The 22,310-nt window shown below is 66.1% G+C and carries 21 protein-coding genes and 2 pseudogenes; 11 read left to right on the forward strand and 12 right to left on the reverse strand.

Annotation, left to right across the window (positions count from 1 at the left end):
- Window positions 1–123 precede the first annotated feature (123 nt).
- The gene (locus OUO20_RS02785; protein ID WP_056393472.1) at window positions 124–1,041 is read left to right on the forward strand and encodes a Bax inhibitor-1/YccA family protein; all 918 of its coding nucleotides are present in this window, start codon (window positions 124–126) and stop codon (window positions 1,039–1,041) included.
- Window positions 1,042–1,147: 106 nt separating this feature from the next.
- Here OUO20_RS02785 and galK read toward each other — a convergent pair whose 3' ends face one another.
- Both galK and galT read right to left on the reverse strand, forming a co-directional pair.
- Window positions 1,148–2,338, reverse strand: a complete 1,191-nt coding sequence (galK, locus tag OUO20_RS02790) for a galactokinase (protein WP_134164552.1) — start codon at window positions 2,336–2,338, stop codon at window positions 1,148–1,150.
- Window positions 2,335–3,492, reverse strand: a complete 1,158-nt coding sequence (gene galT, locus OUO20_RS02795) for a galactose-1-phosphate uridylyltransferase (RefSeq protein WP_134164551.1) — start codon at window positions 3,490–3,492, stop codon at window positions 2,335–2,337. Before galT ends, galK begins: the two co-directional genes overlap by 4 nt.
- Window positions 3,493–3,590: 98 nt before the next feature.
- Between galT and OUO20_RS02800 the strand changes: the two genes are divergently transcribed.
- The 4 genes from OUO20_RS02800 to OUO20_RS02815 are packed head-to-tail and all read left to right on the forward strand — an operon-like array spanning window position 3,591 to window position 7,789.
- Window positions 3,591–4,592, forward strand: a complete 1,002-nt coding sequence (locus tag OUO20_RS02800) for an aldose 1-epimerase family protein (RefSeq protein WP_268002807.1) — start codon at window positions 3,591–3,593, stop codon at window positions 4,590–4,592.
- Window positions 4,589–5,920, forward strand: coding sequence for an AI-2E family transporter (locus OUO20_RS02805; protein WP_208324252.1), 1,332 nt, complete (start codon window positions 4,589–4,591; stop codon window positions 5,918–5,920). The genes OUO20_RS02800 and OUO20_RS02805 overlap by 4 nt, the downstream gene beginning before the upstream one ends.
- Before the next feature lie 3 nt (window positions 5,921–5,923).
- Entirely contained in the window at window positions 5,924–7,162 is a 1,239-nt protein-coding gene (gene ilvA, locus OUO20_RS02810; protein ID WP_018770183.1) for a threonine ammonia-lyase, read from the forward strand.
- 9 nt (window positions 7,163–7,171) lie between these two features.
- Window positions 7,172–7,789 (forward strand): rhomboid family intramembrane serine protease, encoded by a 618-nt coding sequence (locus tag OUO20_RS02815; RefSeq protein ID WP_134164549.1) that lies wholly within the window; start codon window positions 7,172–7,174, stop codon window positions 7,787–7,789.
- A 132-nt stretch (window positions 7,790–7,921) separates the two neighbouring features.
- Here OUO20_RS02815 and greA read toward each other — a convergent pair whose 3' ends face one another.
- The gene (gene greA / locus OUO20_RS02820) at window positions 7,922–8,416 is read right to left on the reverse strand and encodes a transcription elongation factor GreA (protein WP_018770181.1); all 495 of its coding nucleotides are present in this window, start codon (window positions 8,414–8,416) and stop codon (window positions 7,922–7,924) included.
- Window positions 8,417–8,568: 152 nt separating this feature from the next.
- The gene (locus OUO20_RS02825; RefSeq protein ID WP_134164548.1) at window positions 8,569–9,027 is read right to left on the reverse strand and encodes a DUF4307 domain-containing protein; all 459 of its coding nucleotides are present in this window, start codon (window positions 9,025–9,027) and stop codon (window positions 8,569–8,571) included.
- 128 nt (window positions 9,028–9,155) lie between these two features.
- Here OUO20_RS02825 and mca point away from each other — a divergent pair, with 128 nt between their 5' ends.
- Entirely contained in the window at window positions 9,156–10,061 is a 906-nt protein-coding gene (mca, locus tag OUO20_RS02830) for a mycothiol conjugate amidase Mca (RefSeq protein ID WP_018770179.1), read from the forward strand.
- A 98-nt stretch (window positions 10,062–10,159) separates the two neighbouring features.
- Complete coding sequence (locus OUO20_RS02835) at window positions 10,160–10,501, forward strand: hypothetical protein (RefSeq protein WP_056393479.1); 342 nt, start codon at window positions 10,160–10,162, stop codon at window positions 10,499–10,501.
- A gap of 41 nt (window positions 10,502–10,542) precedes the next feature.
- On the opposite strand, the pseudogene trhA reads toward OUO20_RS02835, so the two are convergent.
- Window positions 10,543–11,204 (reverse strand): annotated as a pseudogene (gene trhA, locus OUO20_RS02840) (PAQR family membrane homeostasis protein TrhA).
- A 230-nt stretch (window positions 11,205–11,434) separates the two neighbouring features.
- Here trhA and OUO20_RS02845 point away from each other — a divergent pair.
- Together OUO20_RS02845 and OUO20_RS02850 are read left to right on the forward strand one after the other, a co-directional pair.
- Window positions 11,435–12,196: an isoprenyl transferase gene (locus OUO20_RS02845; protein ID WP_018770176.1), complete on the forward strand. Its 762-nt coding sequence runs from the start codon at window positions 11,435–11,437 to the stop codon at window positions 12,194–12,196.
- Window positions 12,197–12,435: 239 nt separating this feature from the next.
- On the forward strand, window positions 12,436–13,854 hold the full coding sequence (locus tag OUO20_RS02850; protein WP_018770175.1) for a PhoH family protein: 1,419 nt from the start codon (window positions 12,436–12,438) through the stop codon (window positions 13,852–13,854).
- Window positions 13,855–14,228: 374 nt separating this feature from the next.
- On the opposite strand, the gene OUO20_RS02855 is transcribed toward OUO20_RS02850, so the two are convergent.
- Together OUO20_RS02855 and OUO20_RS02860 are read right to left on the reverse strand one after the other, a co-directional pair.
- The gene (locus tag OUO20_RS02855; protein ID WP_268002808.1) at window positions 14,229–14,876 is read right to left on the reverse strand and encodes a GNAT family N-acetyltransferase; all 648 of its coding nucleotides are present in this window, start codon (window positions 14,874–14,876) and stop codon (window positions 14,229–14,231) included.
- A gap of 36 nt (window positions 14,877–14,912) precedes the next feature.
- Window positions 14,913–15,712 (reverse strand): annotated as a pseudogene (locus tag OUO20_RS02860) (hypothetical protein).
- Between the two features lie 59 nt (window positions 15,713–15,771).
- Here OUO20_RS02860 and OUO20_RS02865 point away from each other — a divergent pair.
- Together OUO20_RS02865 and OUO20_RS02870 are read left to right on the forward strand one after the other, a co-directional pair.
- Window positions 15,772–16,317 carry a prepilin peptidase gene (locus OUO20_RS02865; RefSeq protein ID WP_018770171.1) on the forward strand — a complete coding sequence of 182 codons (546 nt, stop codon included), beginning with the start codon at window positions 15,772–15,774 and terminating at the stop codon, window positions 16,315–16,317.
- Window positions 16,318–16,359: 42 nt separating this feature from the next.
- Complete coding sequence (locus OUO20_RS02870) at window positions 16,360–16,830, forward strand: NUDIX hydrolase (protein ID WP_056393485.1); 471 nt, start codon at window positions 16,360–16,362, stop codon at window positions 16,828–16,830.
- A 22-nt stretch (window positions 16,831–16,852) separates the two neighbouring features.
- Here the strand turns inward: OUO20_RS02870 and OUO20_RS02875 are convergent, their stop codons facing one another.
- The 5 genes from OUO20_RS02875 to OUO20_RS02895 all read right to left on the reverse strand — a co-directional run bounded on the left by OUO20_RS02875 (window position 16,853) and on the right by OUO20_RS02895 (window position 22,186).
- Window positions 16,853–18,484, reverse strand: coding sequence for an MDR family MFS transporter (locus tag OUO20_RS02875; RefSeq protein ID WP_326498065.1), 1,632 nt, complete (start codon window positions 18,482–18,484; stop codon window positions 16,853–16,855).
- Between the two features lie 85 nt (window positions 18,485–18,569).
- Complete coding sequence (locus tag OUO20_RS02880; protein WP_268002809.1) at window positions 18,570–19,238, reverse strand: TetR/AcrR family transcriptional regulator; 669 nt, start codon at window positions 19,236–19,238, stop codon at window positions 18,570–18,572.
- A 128-nt stretch (window positions 19,239–19,366) separates the two neighbouring features.
- Complete coding sequence (locus OUO20_RS02885; protein ID WP_018770167.1) at window positions 19,367–20,794, reverse strand: class II fumarate hydratase; 1,428 nt, start codon at window positions 20,792–20,794, stop codon at window positions 19,367–19,369.
- Window positions 20,795–20,881: 87 nt separating this feature from the next.
- Window positions 20,882–21,496, reverse strand: coding sequence for a carbonic anhydrase (locus OUO20_RS02890; protein ID WP_018770166.1), 615 nt, complete (start codon window positions 21,494–21,496; stop codon window positions 20,882–20,884).
- A 9-nt stretch (window positions 21,497–21,505) separates the two neighbouring features.
- Window positions 21,506–22,186, reverse strand: a complete 681-nt coding sequence (locus OUO20_RS02895) for a DUF4245 domain-containing protein (RefSeq protein ID WP_442781125.1) — start codon at window positions 22,184–22,186, stop codon at window positions 21,506–21,508.
- Between the last annotated feature and the right edge of the window lie 124 nt (window positions 22,187–22,310).

Consider the following 22,310-nt stretch of genomic DNA (forward strand, 5'->3'; position numbering starts at 1 on the left):
AGGTGCAACGGTCACGGTTCGGTTGCAACCGGGCCCCAAGGGAACTTTCCCGGCTGCCTCCGCGTGGGAATTGGTAGCGTAACAAAAAGCTCATCACCCACATCCACATGGAGGAATCCCGCAATGGCACTTGGCGGCAACCCGATCTTCAACGGAAAGAATTTCCGTGGAGCCACCCAGGCACCGCCTGTCCCGCAGGCTCCCTACGGCGCTCCCTACGGCCAGCAGCCCTATGGCGGCCAGGCACCGTACGGCCGCCAGCCCTACGGCCAGCAGGGCTGGGGCACGCAACCCCAGAGCATGACCGACGAGCAGCTGCGGCAGATGTACAGCCAGCCCTCGGCCGGCCCCGCAGACACCGGCAGGATGACGTTCGACGACGTCATCATGAAGACCGCGGCCTGCCTCGGCGCCGTGCTGGTGGGCGCAGCCATCACCCTCACGGTGGGCCTGCCGCTGGCGTCAATGCTGATGATTGTCGGCGCCCTGGGCGGGTTCGTGCTGGCCCTGGTCAACACCTTCAAGAAGCAGCCTTCGCCGGCACTGATCCTTGCGTACGCGGCGCTGGAGGGCCTCTTCCTCGGCGGACTCACCAGGATCCTCGACACCCAATTCCCCGGTGTGGGGCTGCAGGCGGTCATCGGTACCCTGTCCGTATTTGCCGTGACCCTGGTGCTCTTCAAGAGCGGCAAGGTCCGGGCCACCCCCAAGGCCATGCGGTTCTTCATGATCGCCATCATCGGCTACGCCGTGTTTGCCCTGGTCAACATGGTGCTGATGTGGACCGGCGCCCTGCAGCAGCCCTTCGGCCTGCGCAGCGTCGAGATCTTCGGGATCCCGCTGGGCGTCTTCATCGGCCTGCTCGCCATCGGCCTCGCCGCCTTCTCGCTGATCATGGACTTCACCAGCATCGAGGAAGGGGTCCGCAGCGGAGCCCCGCAGCGCTTCTCCTGGACGGCTGCATTCGGGCTGACCGTCACCCTCGTCTGGCTGTATGTGGAGATCATCCGCCTGCTGGCCATCCTGCGCGGCGACGACTAGGCACCCGGCCAGCTTCCGCCGTCGTAAACCAACAACCGTGGGCTCCACCAGACTGGTGGGGCCCACGGCCGTTAAGGGCTGACGGCATCAGGCTGGCGCGGCGTCCCTAGGCAATGCGCATGGCGCCGGCGGCAGGGGAAACGGTAAAGATGTCCGGCGCCTTGAAGCCGGCGTCGGCAAAAGCCTGGGTGACGGCGGCGCGCACCTTCTGCTCGGCGTCCACCGGGGTCAGCGCAATCGCAGCTCCGCCAAAGCCGCCCCCGGTCATGCGGGCACCAATGGCCCCATGGGCCCGCGAGGTGTCCACGGCCAAGTCCAATTCCGGGCAGGAAATTTCAAAATCATCGCGCATGGAGGCATGGCTGGCGTCCAGCAGGGGACCGATGGCGCTGGGACCGGGGCCGCCCAGAAGCTCCACGGCCTGGAGCACGCGGTCATTTTCGGTGACAACATGCCGCACCCGGCGGAACGTCACCTCATCCAGCAGGCCGCTTGCCTCCTCAAGGTCAGCCACCTCGACGTCCCGCAGTGCCTTAACCCCCAGCACTTCCGCCCCAAGCTCGCAGGATTCCCGGCGTGACGCATAGCCCCCGTCGGCGTGGGAGTGCGACACCTTGGTGTCAATCACCAGGAGCACCAGGCCTGCGGGTTCGGTCTCGAAAGGAACCAGGCTTGCCTTCTGGTCCCGGCAGTCCAGGAAGACGGCGTGGCCCTTCGAGCCGCGAAGGGACGCTGACTGGTCCATGATCCCGGTGGGCGCACCCACGAAGTCGTTCTCCGCACGCTGGGTTGCCAGCACCATGTCCTGGGCCGACAGCCCGGCACCCGTGAGGTCGTTGAGCGCCGTGACGACGGCGCATTCGATGGCGTGCGACGACGACAGGCCGGCACCGAGCGGGACGTTCGAGTCCAGGAGCAGGTCCAGCCCGGGAACGGTGATGCCCCGCTCCCGGAGGGCCCACATGACGCCGAGGGGGTACTTGGTCCAGCCCTTCGCTGTTCCCGGCCGCAGGGTGCCGAGGGTGGTGGTGACCACGCCCTGGTCGCCGTACGTGGACAGGAGCCGCACGGTTGAATCCTGGCGGGCCGCGATGGCCACCCGGGCGGTGCGGTCGATGGCGAAGGGGAGGACGAAGCCCTCGTTGTAGTCCGTATGTTCGCCGATGAGGTTAACCCGGCCCGGTGCCTGCCAGATGCCGTCGGGAGCGCCTCCGAACTCGAGTTCAAAGCGGGCGCCGAGACTTTGGGCGGCGGGTGCGGATGCGGGCGCGGCCTTGGCCGGATCCTGGGTGCTCACGCGGAAGCTCCTTCCGGGGTGGCCGCCCTGGCGGCGGCAGGCACGGACGACGGCGGGACCGCAACACTGCGCAGCCGTTCCGCCACAATTTCGGGGGTGGTGTCGTTGATGAAAGCGCCCATGGCCGCTTCGGAGCCGGCCAGGTACTTCAGCTTATCGGCCGCCCTGCGCGGGGAGGTGAGCTGAAGATGGAGGTAGCCCGCCGGCCGGAGGAAGTCATCCAGCGGCGCCTGGTGCCAGGCGGAGATGTAGGGAGTGGGCGTGGGGTACAGGGCATCCACCCGCTTGAGCAGGTCGAGGTAGACGTGTGCCAGCTCGTCCTTTTCCTCTCCGCCCAGTGCAGCCAGGTCCGGCACCCGGCGGTGGGGGACGAGGTGGATCTCCAGCGGCCAACGGGCCGCGAAGGGCACATAGGCGCTGAAATGCGTGCCTTCGAGGACCATTCTGCTGCCGTCTTCCCGTTCGGCCCGCAGCAGGGAACCGGTCAGGGTGTCCCTGCCGTCCTGCGCGTCGTAGTACTTCCGGGCGGCCGCCCCCAGGGTGCCGGCCCGCGGGGTGATGTAGGGGTAGGCATAGATCTGCCCGTGTGGGTGATGCAGTGTCACGCCAATGTCCGCGCCGCGGTTTTCGAACGGGAACACCTGCTTGACGCCGGCCATGGCGCTCAAGGCAGCGGTACGCTGCGCCCAGGCCTCGATCACCGTGCGGGACCGCTCCCCGCTGAGGCCGCTGAAGGACCCGGTGTGGTCGGGGGTGAACGACACTACTTCGCAGCGGCCGTACGCCGGGCCTTTCGTTCCCCATGCGGCGTTGTCAGGCACGGGTCCCAGGGCCGGTCCCAGCGAGGGGAACCGGTTTTCGAAGACCACAACGTCGTAATCCGGGGCAGGGATCTCGGAAGCGTTGGCGGGCGTGGTGGGGCAGATGGGGCACTGGTCTGCCGGCGGCAGGTGGGTGCGGGCCTGGCGGTGCGCGGCGACGGCCACCCATTCGTCCGTCAGGGCATCGAAGCGCACCTCGCCCGGCTCCCCGCGAGGGGGCAGGCCGCGGTGGTCGGTGGTGAGGTGCCCGGCGCGTGACGTGCTGGTGCTGTCATCGTCGAAGTAGATCAGCTCCCGCCCATCGGAGAGTCTGGTACTGGTAATCCCTGTCATACAAAAAGTCTTGCATAAACGATCAAGAATGAATAGTTAACAACAAAAAGTAACAAAGGGGGATGGAAGGGCCATTCGTGCCATGTACGGTAATGCCCATGACAGCCTCTTCCGAACACGGAACCTCCACCCGCTCATCCGCCCTGTCCTGCGCCACCGGCCGGCAATACGAGCTTCGCCGGGGCGACGCCGTCGCCGTGGTCACGGAGCTCGCTGCAGGGCTCCGCTCCTTCAGCCGGGGCGGGGTCCTGCTGACCGAAACCTACGGCGATGATCAGATCGCCCCCGGTGGGGCAGGCATCACCCTGGCGCCCTGGGCCAACAGGGTGGAGGACGGGGTCTGGTTCCTCGACGGCCGGAAGCAGCAGCTGGACATCACCGAAGTGTCCCGCAACAACGCCAGCCATGGCCTGCTTCGGAATACCGGCTACGCGGCGGTTGCGGAGTCGCAGGACGCCGTGGCACTGGAGGCCACAGTTTTCCCGCAGCACGGCTATCCGTTCCTGGTGCGCCACAGGGTGGAGTACCGGCTTTCGGAAGACCTGGGGCTGCAGGTCAGGCAGACCCTCACGAACGACTCGGCGGCGGCCGCCCCATTCGTTCTGGGCGCCCACCCCTACCTGCGGCTTGGTGACACCCCGGTTGAGGAACTGCAGCTGACCGTTGCCGCCGGCACCCAACTGGTGACCGATGAGCGATTGATTCCCCGCAGTTCGGCCCCTGTAGCCGGGGATGTGGATTTTCGGTCCGGGCGGCACATCGCGGACCTGGCGGTGGACGTGGCCCTGACGGACCTCAGCTTCGAAGGGGGCAAGGCGCGGCACACCCTCGCGGCGTCCGACGGCGGGGAGGTGTCGCTGTGGCAGGACGAGGCCTGCCGCTACGTCCACATCTTCGTGAGCACGGTGTACCCGGGCCGTAGCCGTGCATTGGCGGTGGAGCCGATGACGGGACCGGCCAACGCGTTCAACTCCGGCGACGGTCTCCGGTGGCTGGCTCCGGGGGAGTCCTTCAGCATGCAATGGGGCATCGACTACAAGCCCGGCGCGGCGGGGAGTAGTTTCCCATCGGGCCGCAGCTGGGGAAGTATTGGCATATGACGCCTAACGAGGACGACGTTACCCTGGCCCGCCCGGTTTCAGCGCCGGCGCCCGCCTCCGCTGCGCCGCTGCGGGTCCTGACGGACCGTGAGCTGGACAAGGACATACCCTACGGCATCCGCATAGCGGCGTCCTGGTCGTGGCGGCTGGGCCTGATTCTCCTGATGGTGGGGACGCTGGTCTGGCTGCTCAGCCACATCACCCTCCTGATCATCCCGATTATGGTGGCCGCCCTCCTCGCCGGTCTCCTGAGCCCGGTCACGGTGTGGCTGAAGCGGCACGGGCTGCCTGCTGGGCTAGCCGTCGCCGTGACGGTCCTCGGGTTCATCGGTGTCATTGTCGGTGCCCTGGCCCTGGTGGGCAGGCAATTGGCGGTGGGATTCGGCGAGCTCTATTCCCAGGCCCTTGAAGGCGTCCGGCAGGTCCAGGACTGGCTCTCTGCCGGCCCCCTGCACCTCACGGCCGCCCAGATCGACCAGTACATCAGGGAAGCCACCGACGCGCTGCAGAACAACAGCAGCAGCATCCTCAGCGGCGCCCTGTCCTTCGGCAGCACCGCGGGGCACTTCGCTGCCGGCATGCTGCTGTCGCTGTTCATCCTGATCTTCTTCCTCCTGGAAGGTGACCGGATCTGGGCGTTCCTGGTGAAGATGCTTCCGCGCAAAGCCCGGGCCGCCACCTTCGGCGCCGGCCGCAGGGGCTGGGCGTCCATGGTCAGCTACGCGCGCATCCAGATGTTCGTCGCGGCAGTGGACGCGCTCGGCATTGGCGTGGGCGCCGCCATTATCGGAGTCCCGCTTGCGCTTCCACTGGGCGTGCTGGTCTTCCTCGGCTCCTTCATCCCGGTGGTGGGCGCCCTGTTGACCGGTATCGTGGCCATCCTGCTGGCGCTGGTGGCCAACGGCCCCATCAACGCCCTGATCATGCTGGCCATCGTCCTGCTGGTCCAGCAGCTTGAAGGCCACATCCTGCAGCCCCTGGTCATGGGCAAGGCAGTCTCGCTGCACCCGGTGGCTGTGATCCTCAGCGTTGCGGCCGGTTCCTACCTTGCCGGCATCCCCGGAGCGCTGTTCTCGGTACCCATCCTGGCCGTAGCAAATTCGGCTGTTCGCTACATCGCCGCAAGAACGTGGGAACATGAACAGGTGCCGGTAATTGCCGGGAAGCCCATCACGGCCGGAGCAGGCGGGGACAACACCATCAAGGACGTTGAACCGCCGTCTGTACCTGGCGCGGGGAAGGACGCGGCGTCCGGCACTCCAGCCGAACACCGCGATGCCCGTGATTCCTCCCCGGAAGGCACCGGGGCAGAACCCAGAGGAGAGTAGTCCGTGAAGATCCTTGAAACCCTTCCCGTCACACTGGACGATGTCCTTGAGGCGCAGAAGCTGCTTGACGGGATTATCGCGCGCACTCCCGTGGAATCGTCGCGGGCGCTGGGGACCATGGTAGGCGGCGACGTCTATTTCAAATGCGAAAACCTGCAGCGCGCCGGCTCGTTCAAGGTCCGCGGGGCCTACGTCCGGATGGCGCGGCTCTCCCCGGACGAGAAAAAGCGGGGAGTGGTGGCAGCCTCCGCCGGCAACCACGCCCAGGGCGTTGCCGTCGCCGCCAAGAGCCTGGGCATCAAGGCCCGGATCTACATGCCGCTGGGCGTGGCACTGCCCAAGCTCGCCGCCACCCGCAGCCATGGCGCCGAAGTGGTCCTGCACGGGCACAACGTGGACGAGGCGCTCGCTGAAGCCCAGCGCTACAGCAACGAAACGGGCATGGTCTTCGTCCACCCGTTCGACAATGTGGACGTGGTGGCCGGCCAGGGCACCGTGGGCCTGGAAATCCTCGAGCAGGTCCCCAACGTTGACACAATCCTCATGGGTGTGGGCGGCGGTGGGCTCCTGGCAGGGGTCGCCGTTGCCATCAAGGCCCGCGCCAGGGAACTGGGCCGGGAGATCCGCATCATTGGCGTCCAGGCGGAAAACGCCGCCGCCTACCCGCCCTCGCTGGCCGCCGACGCGCTGGTGCCGCTGAAGAAGGTTTCCACCATGGCGGACGGCATCGCCGTGGGGCGTCCGGGGCAGCTGCCCTTCAGCATCATCCGCGAGCTGGTGGATGATGTGGTCACCGTCAGTGAAGACTCCCTGGCCCGCGCCCTGATCTTCCTGCTGGAACGGGCCAAGATGGTGGTTGAACCTGCAGGGGCGGTGGGCGTTGCAGCCCTCATGGACGGCAAGATCGAGAACCCGGGAACCACCGTGGCCGTGCTCTCCGGCGGAAACATCGACCCCATGCTGATGCTCAAGGTGATCCAGCGCGGCCTCTCCGCCGCAGGCCGCTACATGACGGTGCGGATGATGCTTGATGACCGCCCCGGCTCACTGGCAACCATTGCCCGCATCATTGCCGAAAACGATGCCAACGTCACCGGCCTGGACCACACGCGGGTGGGAGGCTCCATCAGCATGGGCGACGTCTCCATCACCGTGAACCTGGAAACCAAGGGCCACCAGCACGGTGAGCAGGTCCTCAGCGCACTCCGTGCCGAGGGTTTCCAGCCGATCGTCGTGCACTAGGAACGGGCCTTGGCAGGACTGACGGGCAACGGACGCCTCCCCGGGCGGCAGGCCATCGCGTCCCGCGCGAAGGGCGGGTTGGTGGTGCTGGGCGGCTTTGTGGCTGTGCTGTTCGCCATCGAAGTGGTCAACACACTGATGATGGGGGCCCTCACCCGGACCTTCGGCCTGCGGCCCAGGAGTGCCGACGGGCTGCTGGACATCTTCACCTTCCCGCTCCTGCATGCCAACCTGAACCACCTGCTTTCCAACAGCCTGCCCCTGGTCGTCTTCGGCTTCCTGGTGTTCCTCTCCGGGTTGCGCGTGTTCCTCACCGCCCTTGCCTTCAGCTGGCTCGGCAGCGGGCTGACGGTGTGGCTGATCGGGAACGGCATCACCGTGGGCGCTTCAGGCCTGGTGTTCGGGCTCTTTGCGTTCCTGCTGGTCAGGGGCTTCTTCAACCGCAGTTGGCGCCAGGTCCTGCTCGCAGTGGTCCTTTTCATGGGCTACGGCAGCATTCTCCTGGGCGCCCTGCCGTTCGTGTCCGGATACGTGAGCTGGCAGGCGCACCTTGGCGGGGCCGCCGGCGGCGTGGTGGCGGCGCTGCTGCTTCGTCCGCGCGCGTCTGGGATGCCGGCGAAGTTATAGCAGCCGGCCTGAAGTAGGCCCGGCACAAGGCCTTAACGGGAAGCGGTGGCCGTCCCCTGGGGGAGGGCCACCGCTTCCCGGTTTCGCGCTGTCCTGTTACGGAGCACTGCGCGTACAAAGCTATGCGCGGAGCTAGCCGGCGTAGGGCTTGGCGGAGAGGATCTCCACCTTGATGTCCTTGCCGTTGGGCGCCACGTAGCTGAGGGTCTCGCCCTCCTTGTGGCCCAGGATGGCAGCGCCAAGCGGCGACTTTTCACTGAAGACATCCAGGTCTGAGTCGCCCGCGATCTCACGTGAACCCAGCAGGAAGGTCTCCTCGTCGCCCGCGATCCTGGCCACCACGATCATGCCGGGCTCCACGATGCCGTCATCGGCAGGCGATTCACCCACATGGGCATCCCGGAGCAGTGCCGTCAGCTGGCGGATGCGGGCCTCAATCTTGCCCTGCTCCTCCTTGGCCGCGTGGTAGCCCCCGTTTTCCTTGAGGTCCCCCTCTTGCCGCGCTGCTTCAATCTTCTGGACGATCTCCGCCCGGCCAGCGCCGGAAAGGTGGTCCAGCTCTGCCTTCAGGCGGTCAAAAGCTTCCTGGGTGAGCCAGGCTGCAGATGCGCTGTTGGTGGTAGACACGGACTTCTCCTCTAGTGGTCCTACAATGCAAAAGACCCCGCCACGGTGGCCACTTGTGGAACAGCAACCAGCTCAGCGGGGTAAAGGTATCTCCCCATTGTAGTCAATCCTCTGGAGATAACCCAACAGGGAAGCGTTCCACGTCACACTGCTCAGGACGCCCCGGCTGGAATCCAGCAGCTGTCCACCACGCCCGATACCGACTCCGACTCCGTGCGCAACGTGACGCGCTGGGCCACCGTCCTGCCGCCGTCGGCCGTTCCATCCGCCACCGAAGGCGGGATGTCCACCACTTTCCAGCCCACCACAGCGAACTTGGAATCCAGCGCCTTCACGGCACATTTCACGGGCTTGCCCGGTTCCCGCGTCACCTGGAAGTCCACCTCGGCGAGCGTGGCATCGGTGGTGCTGTAACCCACGTCCTTGAACGTCACTCCGGAGAGCGAATTCGATGTGGTCACCCACGCCAGGAACCCGATTCCCGCGGCAAGCGCCAGGCCGATCGCGGCCCGGGTGGCCTTAGGGGAGAGCCGGCGCTTTTTAGCACCATACCGATTGGCTAGGCTAGTGTCTGCGGGCGCGGGGCGGGCCGGCTGGTCCGGGGAAGTCACCAGACCAGTTTAGTTCCCTTTCCGCCGGCGCTTTGCGGCGGCTGCAGCTGCCGGCGAGGCAGCGCACCCGCGACACCATCCGAAAGCTGCCACGAGCCGCAAAAGAAGAATTAGGAGCCGTCCCCTCCATGACAGCGTCCAGCAACTCCCAGGTGCCGCTGCGGCTGCTCGCGGTCCACGCCCACCCGGATGACGAATCAAGCAAGGGGGCTGCGACCATGGCCATGTATGCGGCTGCCGGTGTGGACGTGCTGGTGGCAACCTGCACCGACGGTTCCCGCGGCGACATCCAAAATCCTGCGGTGGAAGACGAACCCCACCCCAAGCGGGATATGGCCGGTGCCCGGAGGCTGGAGATGCAGCAGGCTGCCGCCATCCTCGGGATCCGCCAGCGGTGGCTTGGATTTGTGGACTCGGGCCTTCCCGAAGGCGACCCGCTGCCGCCGCTCCCCACCGGATCGTTCGCCACCCTGCCCCTGCACCAGGCCGCGGCGCCCCTGGTGCGGCTGGTGCGTTCCTTCAAGCCGCACGTCATCCTCAGCTATGACGAGAACGGCGGCTACCCGCACCCGGACCACATCATGGCGCACAGGGTGGCCGTGGAAGCCTTCGAGGCCGCAGGCGATCCCGAACGCTATCCGGAGGCGGGGGAGCCATGGGAGCCAGGCAAGCTCTATTACGACCGCGCCTTCAGCCCTGAGCGGTTCCGGGCACTGCACTTTGCGCTGGAGGAGGCAGGGCTGCAGTCACCGTACGCCGAGCGCCTGGCCGCCTGGCTGGAGTCCGACGCCGAGGGGCACACCCCGCCGCCGGCCGCGCACCCCACCACCACCCAGATTGACTGCGGGGACTTTTTCGAAGTCCGCGACGATGCGCTGCGCGCGCACCGGACGCAGGTGGACCCGCTGGGGTTCTTCTTCGCCGTTTCGCCCGACATGCAGCGCCGGGTTTGGCCGTGGGAGGACTATTCGCTGATCCATTCCAGGGTGCCCTCCGAGCTCCCCGAGAAGGACCTGTTCGCCGGGCTAAGATAGACACGGCAGGCTATTTCTATCTTGCGTAGAAGACAGGCGCGGCGACGGCCGGTCCCGTCCGCTTCCTGCTGCATCCGCTCCACCAGAAGGTATTAACCGTGCAATCTCTGCTCCTCAGCCTCGCCACTACGCCGACCCCGCTGCCTACTCCGACACTGCGGGAGGGGATTTCCGAGGACCAGGTGACGCCGGGCCTGCTGGGGTTCATCATGACGGCGTTCTTCGTCGTGGCGACTGCCCTGCTCATTGTGGATATGGTGCGTCGGATCCGCAGGGTGCGCTACCGGGCCCAGGTGGAGGAAGAGCGCCTGGCCGCTGCAGCTGCCGCAGATGTTGACGCCGCGGACGTCCAGGACGGGCGCGACGGCGGGACGCCTCCGGAAGCTACCGATGCCAACGGAAACGGCAGTGCCGGGGGACATCCGCAGCCGCGCGAATAGGGCTGTCCCTTCGGCCGGGCCGGCTCCGGAGTGAAGGGGTTCTAGTCGAGGACTGCCATGGCGATCGCCGCGAAGTGTGCCGCGAAGGCGAGCACGGTGAACGCATGGAATAGTTCGTGGAAGCCGAAGTGGTGGTAGCTGAAATTTGGCTTCTTCAGCGCGTAGAAAATTGCGCCCGCAATGTAGAGGACGCCGCCCACGCAGATCAGCACGGCCGCCGGGATGCTTGCCTGGAAGAACTGCGGCAGGTAGAACAGCGCGCCGCAGCCCAGTGCGATGTAGATGGGCACGTAGAGCCAGCGGGGGCTTCAGTCCACAGCAACCGGAACAGCACGCCGAGGATGGCTCCGGACCAGATGACCCACAGGAGGACCACCGCCTGCTGGCGTTCCAGGAGAGTCCATGCCAGCGGCGTATAGGTGCCGGCGATCACCAGCATGATGTTGGTGTGGTCCAGCCGCTTCAAAACGAGCTTGACGCGCGGGGACCAGTTGCCGCGGTGGTAGACGGCGCTGACGCCGAAGAGCAAAACACCTGTGGCGGCGTAGATGGCGGACGTGATCCGGCGGTCCGTGGTGGGGGCAATGACAACCAGGATAATCCCGGCGGCAAGGGCGAGCGGGGCCGTGACCGTGTGGATCCACCCCCGCCACTTGGGCTTGATCATCAGTAGTTCCGCGAGGCGGACGGCGGCGTCATCCATGGCGCTGGGCCCTGGTTCCGCGGCGGTGTTCCGCTCCTCCGGCTGGGGGTCCCGGGAGGCGTGCGGAGAGTCGCTGTTCATGCCAACAGAATAACTTACGGGCCGGTAAGTTACCCGCGGGTAACATCCCTGGTTTTGATGTTCCCGGGGTACTGGCCGTGCCAGCCGGCCACGGGCGGTAGCCTAGGATGTGGATGTACGTACGGCAGGAAAGTCAGGTGAGTGGACGCGTGGAGTTGCCCGGGTTCCTCTATGGCTATTACGAACGCCGGCTGCTTAGGGACCTTCCCCGCGACCGGATCCCCCGCCATATCGGCGTCATGGTGGACGGCAACCGCCGCTGGGCCAAGCAGTTCAACGCACCCACCAGCCAGGGCCACCAGGCCGGGGCGGACAAAATCCACGAATTCCTCGGCTGGTGCCAGGAACTCGGCGTAAAAGTGGTGACGCTCTACATGCTGTCCACGGACAACATGAACCGCTCCAGCGAGGAACTGGACCTCCTGATGGGCATTATCGCCAACACCCTGGACCGGCTGGACGAGGACGCCAACATCTCGGTACACGCCATGGGCGCACCTGAGCTGCTCCCGGACTACCTGGCCGAGCGCCTTAACAAGCTCACCGCCAGGACACCCGTCCGGGAAAAAATCCATGTCAACGTGGCGGTGGGCTACGGGGGCCGGCGTGAAATCGTCGACGCCGTCAGGGAACTCCTGCACGACGCCGTCGCCAAGGGCATGGACATCTCCAAGCTTGCCGATGACCTGTGCGTTGATGACATCTCACGCTTCCTGTACACGCGCGGACAGCCGGATCCGGACCTGGTGATCAGGACGTCGGGGGAGCAGCGGCTATCCGGCTTCCTCATGTGGCAGAGCGCCTACAGCGAGTTCTACTTTTGCGAGGCCCTCTGGCCTGCTTTCCGCAAGGTGGATTTCCTGCGCGCCCTGCGCGACTACGCCGGCCGCCAGCGGCGCTTTGGCACCTGAAACCCCCGGTTCATAACAAGTTCACACACCTGCAAGAGAAATCGCCGCGTAATGGTTGCGGAAATTACCCCGGGTGGATTTACGTTATATCCATCAGCAGGCAAAACCGCCGGCTGATCGGGGAGGCCAGTACATGGAGCGAAACATCGCACCGGTTGTATGGGAGGCCGGACCCGGCCTCTTGGCCGAGCCGCCTCACCAATAACAATTCCGGGCTGGCGCCCGGGGCTGGAGTCGATGTGGCTACTTCTGAACAACTGCCCGAGGTCCTGTTTGGACTGGGTGGAAAAGCTACCTCTCGCGCCGAGCGAGCTACCTCTGAAACCGGCGCAGCAACTGATGCTGCGGCCGGTTTTGCTGTCTCCGGAAGGGAAGCCGACATCCACACCTTCGTCATCGACACCTCCGTCCTCCTCTCGGATCCGCGCGCACTCCTGCGGTTTGCCGAGCATGAGGTAGTGGTTCCCGTCGTGGTCATCACCGAACTCGAGGCCAAACGGCATGACCCCGAACTCGGCTACTTCGCACGGAAAGCCCTGCGGCTCCTGGACGACCTCCGGGTCAAGCACGGCGGCCTGAACCAGCCCCTTCCCATCGGCGACGAGGGCGGGACCCTGATGGTGGAACTCAACCACATCTCGTCCGAGGTGCTGCCGTTGGGCTTCCGCAGCGGGGACAACGACAGCCGCATCCTCGCCGTCGCCAAAAACCTTGCCAACGAAGGACGCAACGTTACCGTCGTGTCCAAAGACCTGCCCATGCGGGTCAAGGCGTCCGCCATGGGACTTACCGCCGACGAGTACCGCAACGAACTGGTCAAGGACTCCGGTTGGACGGGTGTTGCCGAAATCGAAGCGGACGAACAGGAGATTTCCACCCTGTACGGCCACGAGCCCGTCTTCATCCCCGCGGCCGCCGAGCTGCCCGTCAACACCGGGCTGGTCCTGCTGTCCAACCGCGGCTCCGCGCTCGGCCGGGTGGGCGCCGACAAGCAGGTGCGCCTGGTCAAGGGCGACCGCGACGTGTTCGGCCTCCACGGCCGGTCCGCCGAGCAGAGGCTGGCCATCGACATGCTGATGGATCCCGCCGTCGGCATCGTTTCCATTGGTGGCCGCGCCGGCACCGGCAAGTCTGCCCTTGCCCTCTGCGCCGGCCTCGAGGCGGTGCTGGAACGCCGCGAACACCGCAAAGTGATCGTCTTCCGGCCCCTTTACGCGGTTGGCGGACAGGAACTGGGCTACCTGCCAGGTTCGGAGTCCGAGAAAATGAACCCCTGGGCGCAGGCCGTGTTCGACACCCTCGGGGCCTTGGTCAGCCAGGAAGTAGTGGAGGAGGTCATGGACCGCGGCATGCTCGAGGTCATGCCCCTCACCCACATCCGCGGACGTTCCCTGCATGACGCCTTCGTGATCGTCGACGAAGCACAGTCCCTGGAAAAGAACGTGCTCCTGACGGTCATGAGCCGCATCGGCCAGAACTCCAAGATCGTCCTCACCCACGACGTCGCCCAGCGGGACAACCTGCGGGTCGGCCGCCACGACGGAATCGCCGCCGTCGTCGAAACCCTGAAAGGACACCCCCTCTTCGGCCACGTCACCCTGACCCGCTCCGAACGCTCGCCCATCGCCGCCCTGGTCACCGAACTTCTGGAAGGTTAGCGACACCTCGCTGAGGGCCGTGGCCGGGTTCGTCCCGCCACGGCCCTTTTCGTGCGTGGCAGTGGTTGGGTTCGCGGGGCCACGGCCCTGCTCCGTCGCTTAGACACAACGCATAGGGCCGTCTCCGGTCGCTGGGCGACCTCCGGCGGCCGATGCGTCGCGATGCGCTCCTACGAGAAGGACCGCAGCCCCGCTCGAGCGGGATCCCTACCGGAGGTGTTCAGAAGGCGCGCCCTGGCACACGTCCGGTTCGAGTCCTTCGTGGAGGAGCGCATCGCCGACCAAAGCGTTGCGCAGGTCGCCCAGCGACCGGAGCAATGCGTCGGGAGGTGTCTAAGCGACGGCGAAGGACTCGGGGCGGACGAACCCGGCCACTAAATCATGCCTAGGAACTTCGCCGCTGCTTCGTGGCCCTCTACCTGCAGCTCCCAGTCGGGGCGCTTGAAGGTCTCCGGGGTGACGCGGACGTGCTGGAGTGTTTCGATTTTGGGGCCCCAGGCTTTGCGGGTGGTGCCGTTGAGTTCGTAGCCGAGGGAGCGGGACACGCCCAGGGAGGCGCTGTTCCAGATGGCTGCCTCGGATTCGGCGACTTCTGCCCCCAGCCGGTCAAAGGCCCAAAGGACGACGGCGGCACGCATCTCCTTGCCCAGGCCGCGGCCTTGAACGGACTGCTTGAGCCAGGATCCGGTGGTGACTGTCCTGAGGGCCGCGAAGTCCTTGGCTCCAACGTCCTGGCAGCCGGCGAACTGGCCTTCGTGCCAGATGCCGAGGAGCAGCGTCCAGCTTTCGGGCGTGCATTCGGCCCGGCAGCGCCAGTACCAGCGGGCCATGTTGGGGCCCAACTCCTCGTCGGGCAGCTCGGTCCAGGGAGTGCTGAAGGGGTTCCTGCCGGCGTCATGGATTCCGCCCCGGGCCGCCGCCACGGCCGCGGGGATGTCCTGGTCGGTGATGGGGCGCAGCTCGAGCCGCGGCGTGGACAGCGTGAGGTCGAACAGCGGCCAGATGGAGCCCAGGGTAGTCATCCGCGAAGCCTAGCCGATCGGTGGCATGCGGGGTTGTCACGCCTTGGCGGCGATGTCCCAGCTGATGTGCCGGCGGACGTCGGTGAGATTCATGGACTGTGCCAGGAAGAGGTCATCGAGCATGTACTCATCCACGGCGAGGATCCGGATCCAGTGGCCATACTCCCCGGTTTCCTGCTCCAGTGACTGGCTGGATACGCAGACGCCGGTACCCATGTCCACCCGCAGGAGTGAACTTCCGGGAAGGCAGAGGGGGCGGCAGGATCGCCCGGGCGGTAGGCGGCGCTGGGGGCCGCCACCGCCTCCAAAACCGGCCGGCCTTCGTGCTCGGCGAAGCGGGTGTCCCGGATGTCCAGGGCGTTGCTGCCCGGGAACTCGATGGGCACGGGGGCGTTCCCGGCCAATTCCACGGGGTCCAGGGCGGCTGAAAAGCGTCCATTTCCGAACCCGGGCTCGCCGTAGGCGGCTTCCGGCCGGCGGCGGACCAGTCCGGCGTCGTCGTACACGGGCGTGACCAGGTGCGGAGGGAGCAGCCAGGACTTACGGGTGGCGCTGACGTAGATGCCGTCGCGGGAGTCATTGATGCCTGTGGTGCTGTGAAGGACCAGGCCCTCGGGGCTTTCAAGGCGGAGCGCCCCCGGCCGGCGGAGCCAGGCACGGACGAAGGGTGCACCGGGCGTGGGAGCTGACGCAAAGGCCTGGTCCCAGTACTCAAAACGCAGCGCCTGCCACTTCCAGGGGGAAGACCGGCAAAGGTTCCGGAACATCGCGGCCAGGTCCGCGGGGACGGAAGGAGGGCCCGGAACCGCCCGGCGCCGGGAGTCCCAGGTCGACATATCCACATTTTACGCGGGGGTGCTACGGGCGGAATGGTGGATCCAGTAGCATCCGAGGGGTGATCGGACGACTCGGCGAACTCTGGCAGCACACCCCGCTGGCCTTCTGGCTGGTACTGGCGGCCTGCCTTTACTTTGCGGTGATGGCGGTCCGGCTCACCATTATCGACGTCCGGCACCACCTCCTGCCCAACAGGATCGTCTTCCCGTCCTATGCGGTGGCCGGTGCGCTCCTCCTGGCGGCGGCCGCGGTTGCCTGGGCCGGTCCCATGCCGACTGCAGGGAACACCGGCGGGATCCTGGCCATCCCTGCCCTCCGCGTTGTGGCCGGCGCCGCGATCCTGTGGCTGTTCTATTTTGTCCTCCGGTTCATCTATCCGCCGGGGATGGGGTTTGGCGACGTCAAGCTGGCGGGAGTGCTGGGAATGTACCTTGGCTACCTCAGCTGGGGCCATCTGTTCGCGGGCACGTTCCTGGCGTTCCTGCTGGGCGGGTTGTGGTCACTGGCCCTGCTGGCGGCCCGGCGGGGCACCCTGAAGTCCGCCATCCCGTTCGGCCCGTTCATGCTCGCCGGCGCCGCCGCCGCGATGCTGCTGCCCGCGTGAGCTGACTGCGATGTTGCCCGGGCTGTTCGATAGGCTGGCGGTATGCCTGCACCTGAATACGTCCTGAAGCTGCGCGAGAAGATCGGCAACGATCCCATCTGGGTCCCCGGGGTGCGGGGTGTCGTGGTGGACGATGCGGGCCGTATCCTGCTGGCCCAGCGGGCAGACAACGGGCAGTGGGCGCTGGTGAGCGGCATGCTGGACCCGGGGGAGCAGCCTGCACGGGGGCTCATCCGGGAGATCTTCGAGGAAACAGCTGTGGTGGCCGAAGCGGAACGTGTGGTGTCCGTGGGCGCGGTGGGGCCGGTTACCTATCCCAACGGTGACATCTGCGAGTTCCTGGACGTGGTGTTCCTGTGCCGTTACGTCTCCGGCGAAGCCAGGGTCAATGACGACGAATCCCTGGCTGTTGGCTGGTTCAGCATGGACGACCTTCCCGAACTCATGCCCGGCCACCTCACCAGCATCCGCCAGGCACTGGCGCCCTCCGGAGCCGTCCACTTCGAGCCCTGAAAAACCGGGTATCCGACGGCGGTCAGCGGCCCGGCGAAACCAGCTCGCCGTCGTCGTCCTTCACGTGGTCCCCGCGCCCACCTGCGTCATAATCAGTGTCCCGTCCAGTGTCCGCCTTAGTGCCGGCGGCGCCTGCGGGAGCTCCGGCGAGGCCGGCGGCGAGCCGCTCGGCTTCTTCGCCGCCCACTGCCTCGCCGCGGGCCACCATCCCGGCCGTGTCCGAGAGCGGAATTTGCTTCAGCGTGAGGGCCAGGAGCAGTGCCGCGGCGATGAAGGGGAGCAGGTACCAGAACACCGGTGCCAGCGAGTCGGCGTAGGCATTTACGATAGCGTCACGCAGTTGCTCCGGGAGCTGGTTCAGTGCCTGCGGGTCCAGGGTCCGGGTGGACTGCCCGGCCTGCTCAGCGGTAGCACCTGCCCCCGTGAAAGCGTTGGTCAAGGCCTCCGAAAGGCGGGTGGTGAAGATCGAGCCGAACACCGCCACGCCCATGGCTGCGCCCACCTCGCGGAAGTAGTTGTTGGTGCTGGTGGCGGTGCCGATCTGGTCGGCCGGAACGGAGTTCTGGACCACCAGGACCACCACCTGCATGATCAGGCCGAGGCCGGCCCCGAACAGGAACAGCTGGACGCAGATCACCCAGATGGGGGTGCTGGCGGCAAGCGTGGTCATCCACAGCATGGCGGCCATGGTGAGCACGGCACCGAGGATGGGGAACATCCTGTATTTTCCGGTCCTGGAGATCCGGATACCGGAGTAGATGGACGTGCCCATCAGGCCTGCCATCATCGGCAGCATCAGCAAACCGGATTCGGCTGCCGACGTGCCGGACGACATCTGCAGGAAGGTGGGGACGAACGCGATGGCGGAGAACATGCCCAGGCCAAGGGTGAAGCCAATGGCCGTGGCATTGATGAAGATCCGGTTCCGGAACAGGCTCAGCGGAATGATGGGGTCCTCAGCCCGCCGCTCCACCATCATGAAAGCGGCGGCGGAAACCAGCAGTCCGGCACCAAAGGCCCAGGTGAGGGGTGAATCCCAGCCCTCGTCCTTCTTGCCGCCAAAGTCGGTGAAGAAGATCAGGCAGGTGGTGGCCGCGGACAGCAGCACAACGCCCAGCACGTCAATCCGCTTTTCTGCCTTCTTGTTGGGAAGGGTCAGGGCGAACCAGGCAATGGCGAAGGCCGCAAGGCCCACCGGGATGTTGATATAGAAGGCCCATTCCCAGGTGAGGTGGTCCACGAAGAAGCCGCCCAGCAGCGGTCCGGCTACGGCGGAGAGCCCGAAGATGGCGCCGAGCGGGCCCATGTATTTGCCGCGCTCCTTGGCGGGAACGATGTCGGCGATGATCGCCTGGGACAGGATCATGAGGCCGCCGCCGCCCAGGCCCTGGATGGCGCGGAAGATGACAAAGCCCCAGAAGTCGGTGGCCAGAGCGCATCCAACAGATGCCAGGGTGAAGAGCGCGATGGCCACCAGGAAGAGGTTGCGCCGGCCCAGGATGTCGCCGAACTTGCCGTAGATGGGCATCACGATGGTGGTGGCCAGCAGGTAGGCGGTGGTGATCCACGCCTGGTGCTCCACGCCGCCCAGCTTGCCCACGATGGTGGGCATGGCGGTGGAAACGATGGTCTGGTCCAGGCTGGAGAGGAGCATGCCCGCGATCAGTGCGGAGAAGATAATCCAGATGCGTTTTTGCGTCAGCAGCAGGGTCCTGCCGGTGCCTTGGTGGTGGCGGTGCTCATGGTTGTCCTTTTGCGGCAGTGTCCGGGATATCGAAGGGTTGGGAAAACAGGACGCTGGCTGCGGAGATGTTCGCCAGCAGCAGGTCCGGGTAACTGCGGGTATTGCCGTCGGAGAAGTAGGCCATGCTGCTCTTGCGGGCGATGGTACTGAGCAGCACTACGGCCATCTGCACCACGGGGTGGTCGGGGGCCACTCCTTCGCGGCGGGCCACGTCCCTGGCGAACTGGGCTTCGCGCTGCTCCGTGACGCCAATGATGCGGAGGATGAGCTGGGGCTCCTTGTGGACGACGCCAATCAGCTGCCGGGTTTCCTCTTCGGAGGCTGACATGCCCTCGGCCAGGCGGAGCGAGAGCCGGATGAGGTCGCGAAAGAGTGTGGGGGAGATTTCGCCGGCGGGAGAGTCTGCTCCGCCGGCAACGAACTCGTCGATTGCTTCGGCCGGGATGTCGTCTTCGGCGTGCCCGATGATGGCGTCTTCCTTTGTGGGGAAGTAGTTGAAGAAGGTGCGGCGCGATATTCCGGCGGCGTCGCACACTTCCTCCACGGTGTAGCCGTTGAGGCCCCGCTCGGCGGTCATGGCGCGGGCGGTTGACGTGATGGCGCTGCGGGTGGCTGCGCGCTTCCGCTCCCTGAGGCCCGTCTCCGAACTTGCACTCAAACTCATGGAGTAAAGTTTTGCACTATTGAGTTATCCGTGCAACTTATGAAAGAGGCCTTAAAGCAGTACGACGACGGCCGGCACCTTTCGCAGGAAAGGTACCGGCCGTCGTCGTACTTTTGGGCGGTGGTTCGTCAGGCCTTGTGGGCGGGGGACGTCATGGTGGTGACGTCCAGTGCCTTCTCGAGGTCGGCCTCGGAAACCTTGCCGTCGCCGTCGCCGACGAAGCCGAGCTTCTCGGTGGCCTGGCGGATGGTCAGGCCCTCCTTGACGGCGGTCTTGGCGATCTTGGCGGCGTTCTCGTACCCGATGTACTTGTTCAGCGGGGTGACGATGGACGGGGAGGCCTCGGCCAGGAAGCGGGCGCGCTCCACATTGGCCGTGATGCCGTCGATCATCTTGTCGGCCATGACCCGGCTGGTGTTGGCCAGCAGGCGGATGGACTCCAGCAGGTTCGCGGCCATGACCGGGATGCCCACGTTGAGCTCGAAGGCGCCGTTGGTGCCGGACCAGGCGATGGCGGTGTCGTTGCCGATGACCTGGGCAGCGACCATGATGGACGCTTCGCAGATGACCGGGTTGACCTTGCCGGGCATGATGGACGAGCCCGGCTGGAGGTCGGGGATGGCAATTTCGCCAAGGCCGGTGTTGGGGCCGGAACCCATCCAGCGGAGATCGTTGTTGATCTTCATGAACGAGATGGCGATGTTGCGCAGCTGGCTGGACGCCTCGATCAGGCCGTCGCGGTTGGCCTGCGCCTCAAAGTGGTCGCGGGCTTCGGTCAGCGGCAGGCCGGTGTCCGTTGCCAGCAGCTCGATGACGCGCTCAGGGAAACCGGCAGGGGTGTTGATGCCGGTGCCCACGGCGGTTCCGCCCAGCGGAACCTCGGCAACACGGGGGAGCGAAGCGTTGATGCGCTCGATGCCGTAGCGGACCTGCGCGGCGTAGCCGCCGAACTCCTGGCCCAGGGTCACCGGGGTGGCGTCCATGAGGTGGGTGCGGCCGGACTTGACGACGTCCTTGAACTCAACAGCCTTGCGCTCCAGCGACTCGGCAAGGTAGCCCAGGGCGGGAATGAGGTCGTTGATCAGGGCCGAGGTGGCAGCTACGTGGACCGAGGTGGGGAACACGTCGTTTGAGGACTGCGAGGCGTTGACGTGGTCGTTCGGGTGGACCACCTTGTCGCTGCCGGCGGCCTTCAGCGCGCGGGTAGCCAGTTCGGCCAGTACCTCGTTGGTGTTCATGTTCGAGGAGGTGCCGGAGCCGGTCTGGAAAACGTCGATGGGGAAGTCGCCGTCGTACTTGCCGGCGGCCACCTCATCGGCAGCGTCTGCAATCGCCTTGGCCAGCTCGCCGTCGAGCACGCCCAGTTCTGCGTTGGCCTGGGCGGCAGCCTTCTTGACCCGCGCCAGCGCCTCGATGTGGGTGCGCTCAAGGGTCTTGCCGGAAATGGGGAAGTTCTCCACTGCCCGCTGCGTCTGCGCGCGGTACAGTGCGTTCACGGGGACGCGGACTTCGCCCATCGTGTCATGTTCAATGCGGAACTCTTCAGTGGAAGTCATGGGGCTAGCTTATGGCGATCCGGCGCCCCATCGAAAACCGTTAAGGGAGCTTTGCCGGCGGTCCAGTGGACCGCCGGCACGTGGGTCCTAGAGCTCGCCGATTCCGGAAACAAGGTCGGCGCGGCCCTCTGCCAACCGGTAGGAGAGCCCGATGACCGCGGTGCGGCCGCCCTCGATTGCGTCGGAAATCACACGCGAGCTGTCCGCCAGCCGCTGCGATGTCTGCTTGACGTGCTCCACCACCATGTCGTTGACCTCAGGCTGGTCATTCCGCAGGGATGTCAGGACCGAGGGTGTGATGCGCTCCACGAGGTCGCGGATGAACCCCGCAGGCATGTCGCCGGTCTCAACGGCATCCTTGGTGGCCGTCACGGCACCGCAGCTGTCGTGCCCAAGCACCACGATCAGCGGTACACCCAGCACGCCGACGCTGTACTCCAGGGAGCCCAGGACGGCGTCGTCGATCACCTGGCCGGCGGTGCGGACCACGAAAACGTCGCCGAGGCCGACGTCGAAAATGATCTCTGCGGCGAGCCGTGAATCGGAGCAGCCGAAGATCACCGCGAAGGGGTTCTGTGTCTCCACCAACGATGAGCGGTGGGAGGCATTCTGGTTCGGATGGGAGGACTGGCCTTGTACGAAACGTTCGTTGCCTTCGCGCAGGCGGCGCCAGGCCAGTGCAGGAGTCAGGTTAGTCGTCACGGCCCCACCTTACGGCGTAGGCGCACCCGACGGTGAAACTGTGACGGCGGGGCTGCCTTCAAGGGAGTTGACGACGGCGGCGGCGAGCGTTGCGAATTCGTCCAGTTGCGCGGCGCCGGAGAGGACGATGGTACTGCCCCTGTAGTTGAGCACCATCGACTTTTCACCCTTGCCGGTGTCGCGCAGTTCCCACTCCTTGCCGCCGGCGTTCCGTGAGCCGGTGACGGGGGCGTTTTTGGTCTGCTGGAGGAGCCAGGTGGGGTTGGCGCTCCTGGTCTGCACCAAACTGATGAAGGACGTCTTGGGGGTCACATAGCCAACCTCCCAGGTGGGCACGCCGCTGCCCGTGCCGGCTTCCCACCGGGCGTAGTTGGGGCGGAAGGCATTGCCGGTATCAGGGGCAATGGGTGTGAATCCCGCCACATCCGCCGCGTTGCGTGCCACCGAGGCAACATCGATGTCCGGCCGGTAGCCGTCGCCCTTGGGCTGGGGATTCATGAGGACAACGGGCAGGAACGCCGCGATGCTGAGCACCAGGGCAATGATCATGCCGATCACGGAGGCGTTGGCGCGCTTGGCGGCCGCCACCGGAATGACGGGCTTAACCGGGGTGTCCGCACTGCTGCCGGCGGGGCCGGAACGGCCCTCGGGCTGTGCCTGGCCGGAGCTGGGACTGGTGGCTTCCTGCATGTCATTCACCCCTCTATAGTCGCCCATCCCGGAGCCGGACTTCCATTCGGCCATGTCCCGGGGCGCGAGGGGGCTGCGGTGCACATTGCGCGGTTGCGTCATGGGCCGCCCTCGGCGCGGTGCC

It is taken from the genome of Arthrobacter sp. FX8, from assembly GCF_026723805.1.
Lineage (GTDB): Bacteria > Actinomycetota > Actinomycetes > Actinomycetales > Micrococcaceae > Arthrobacter.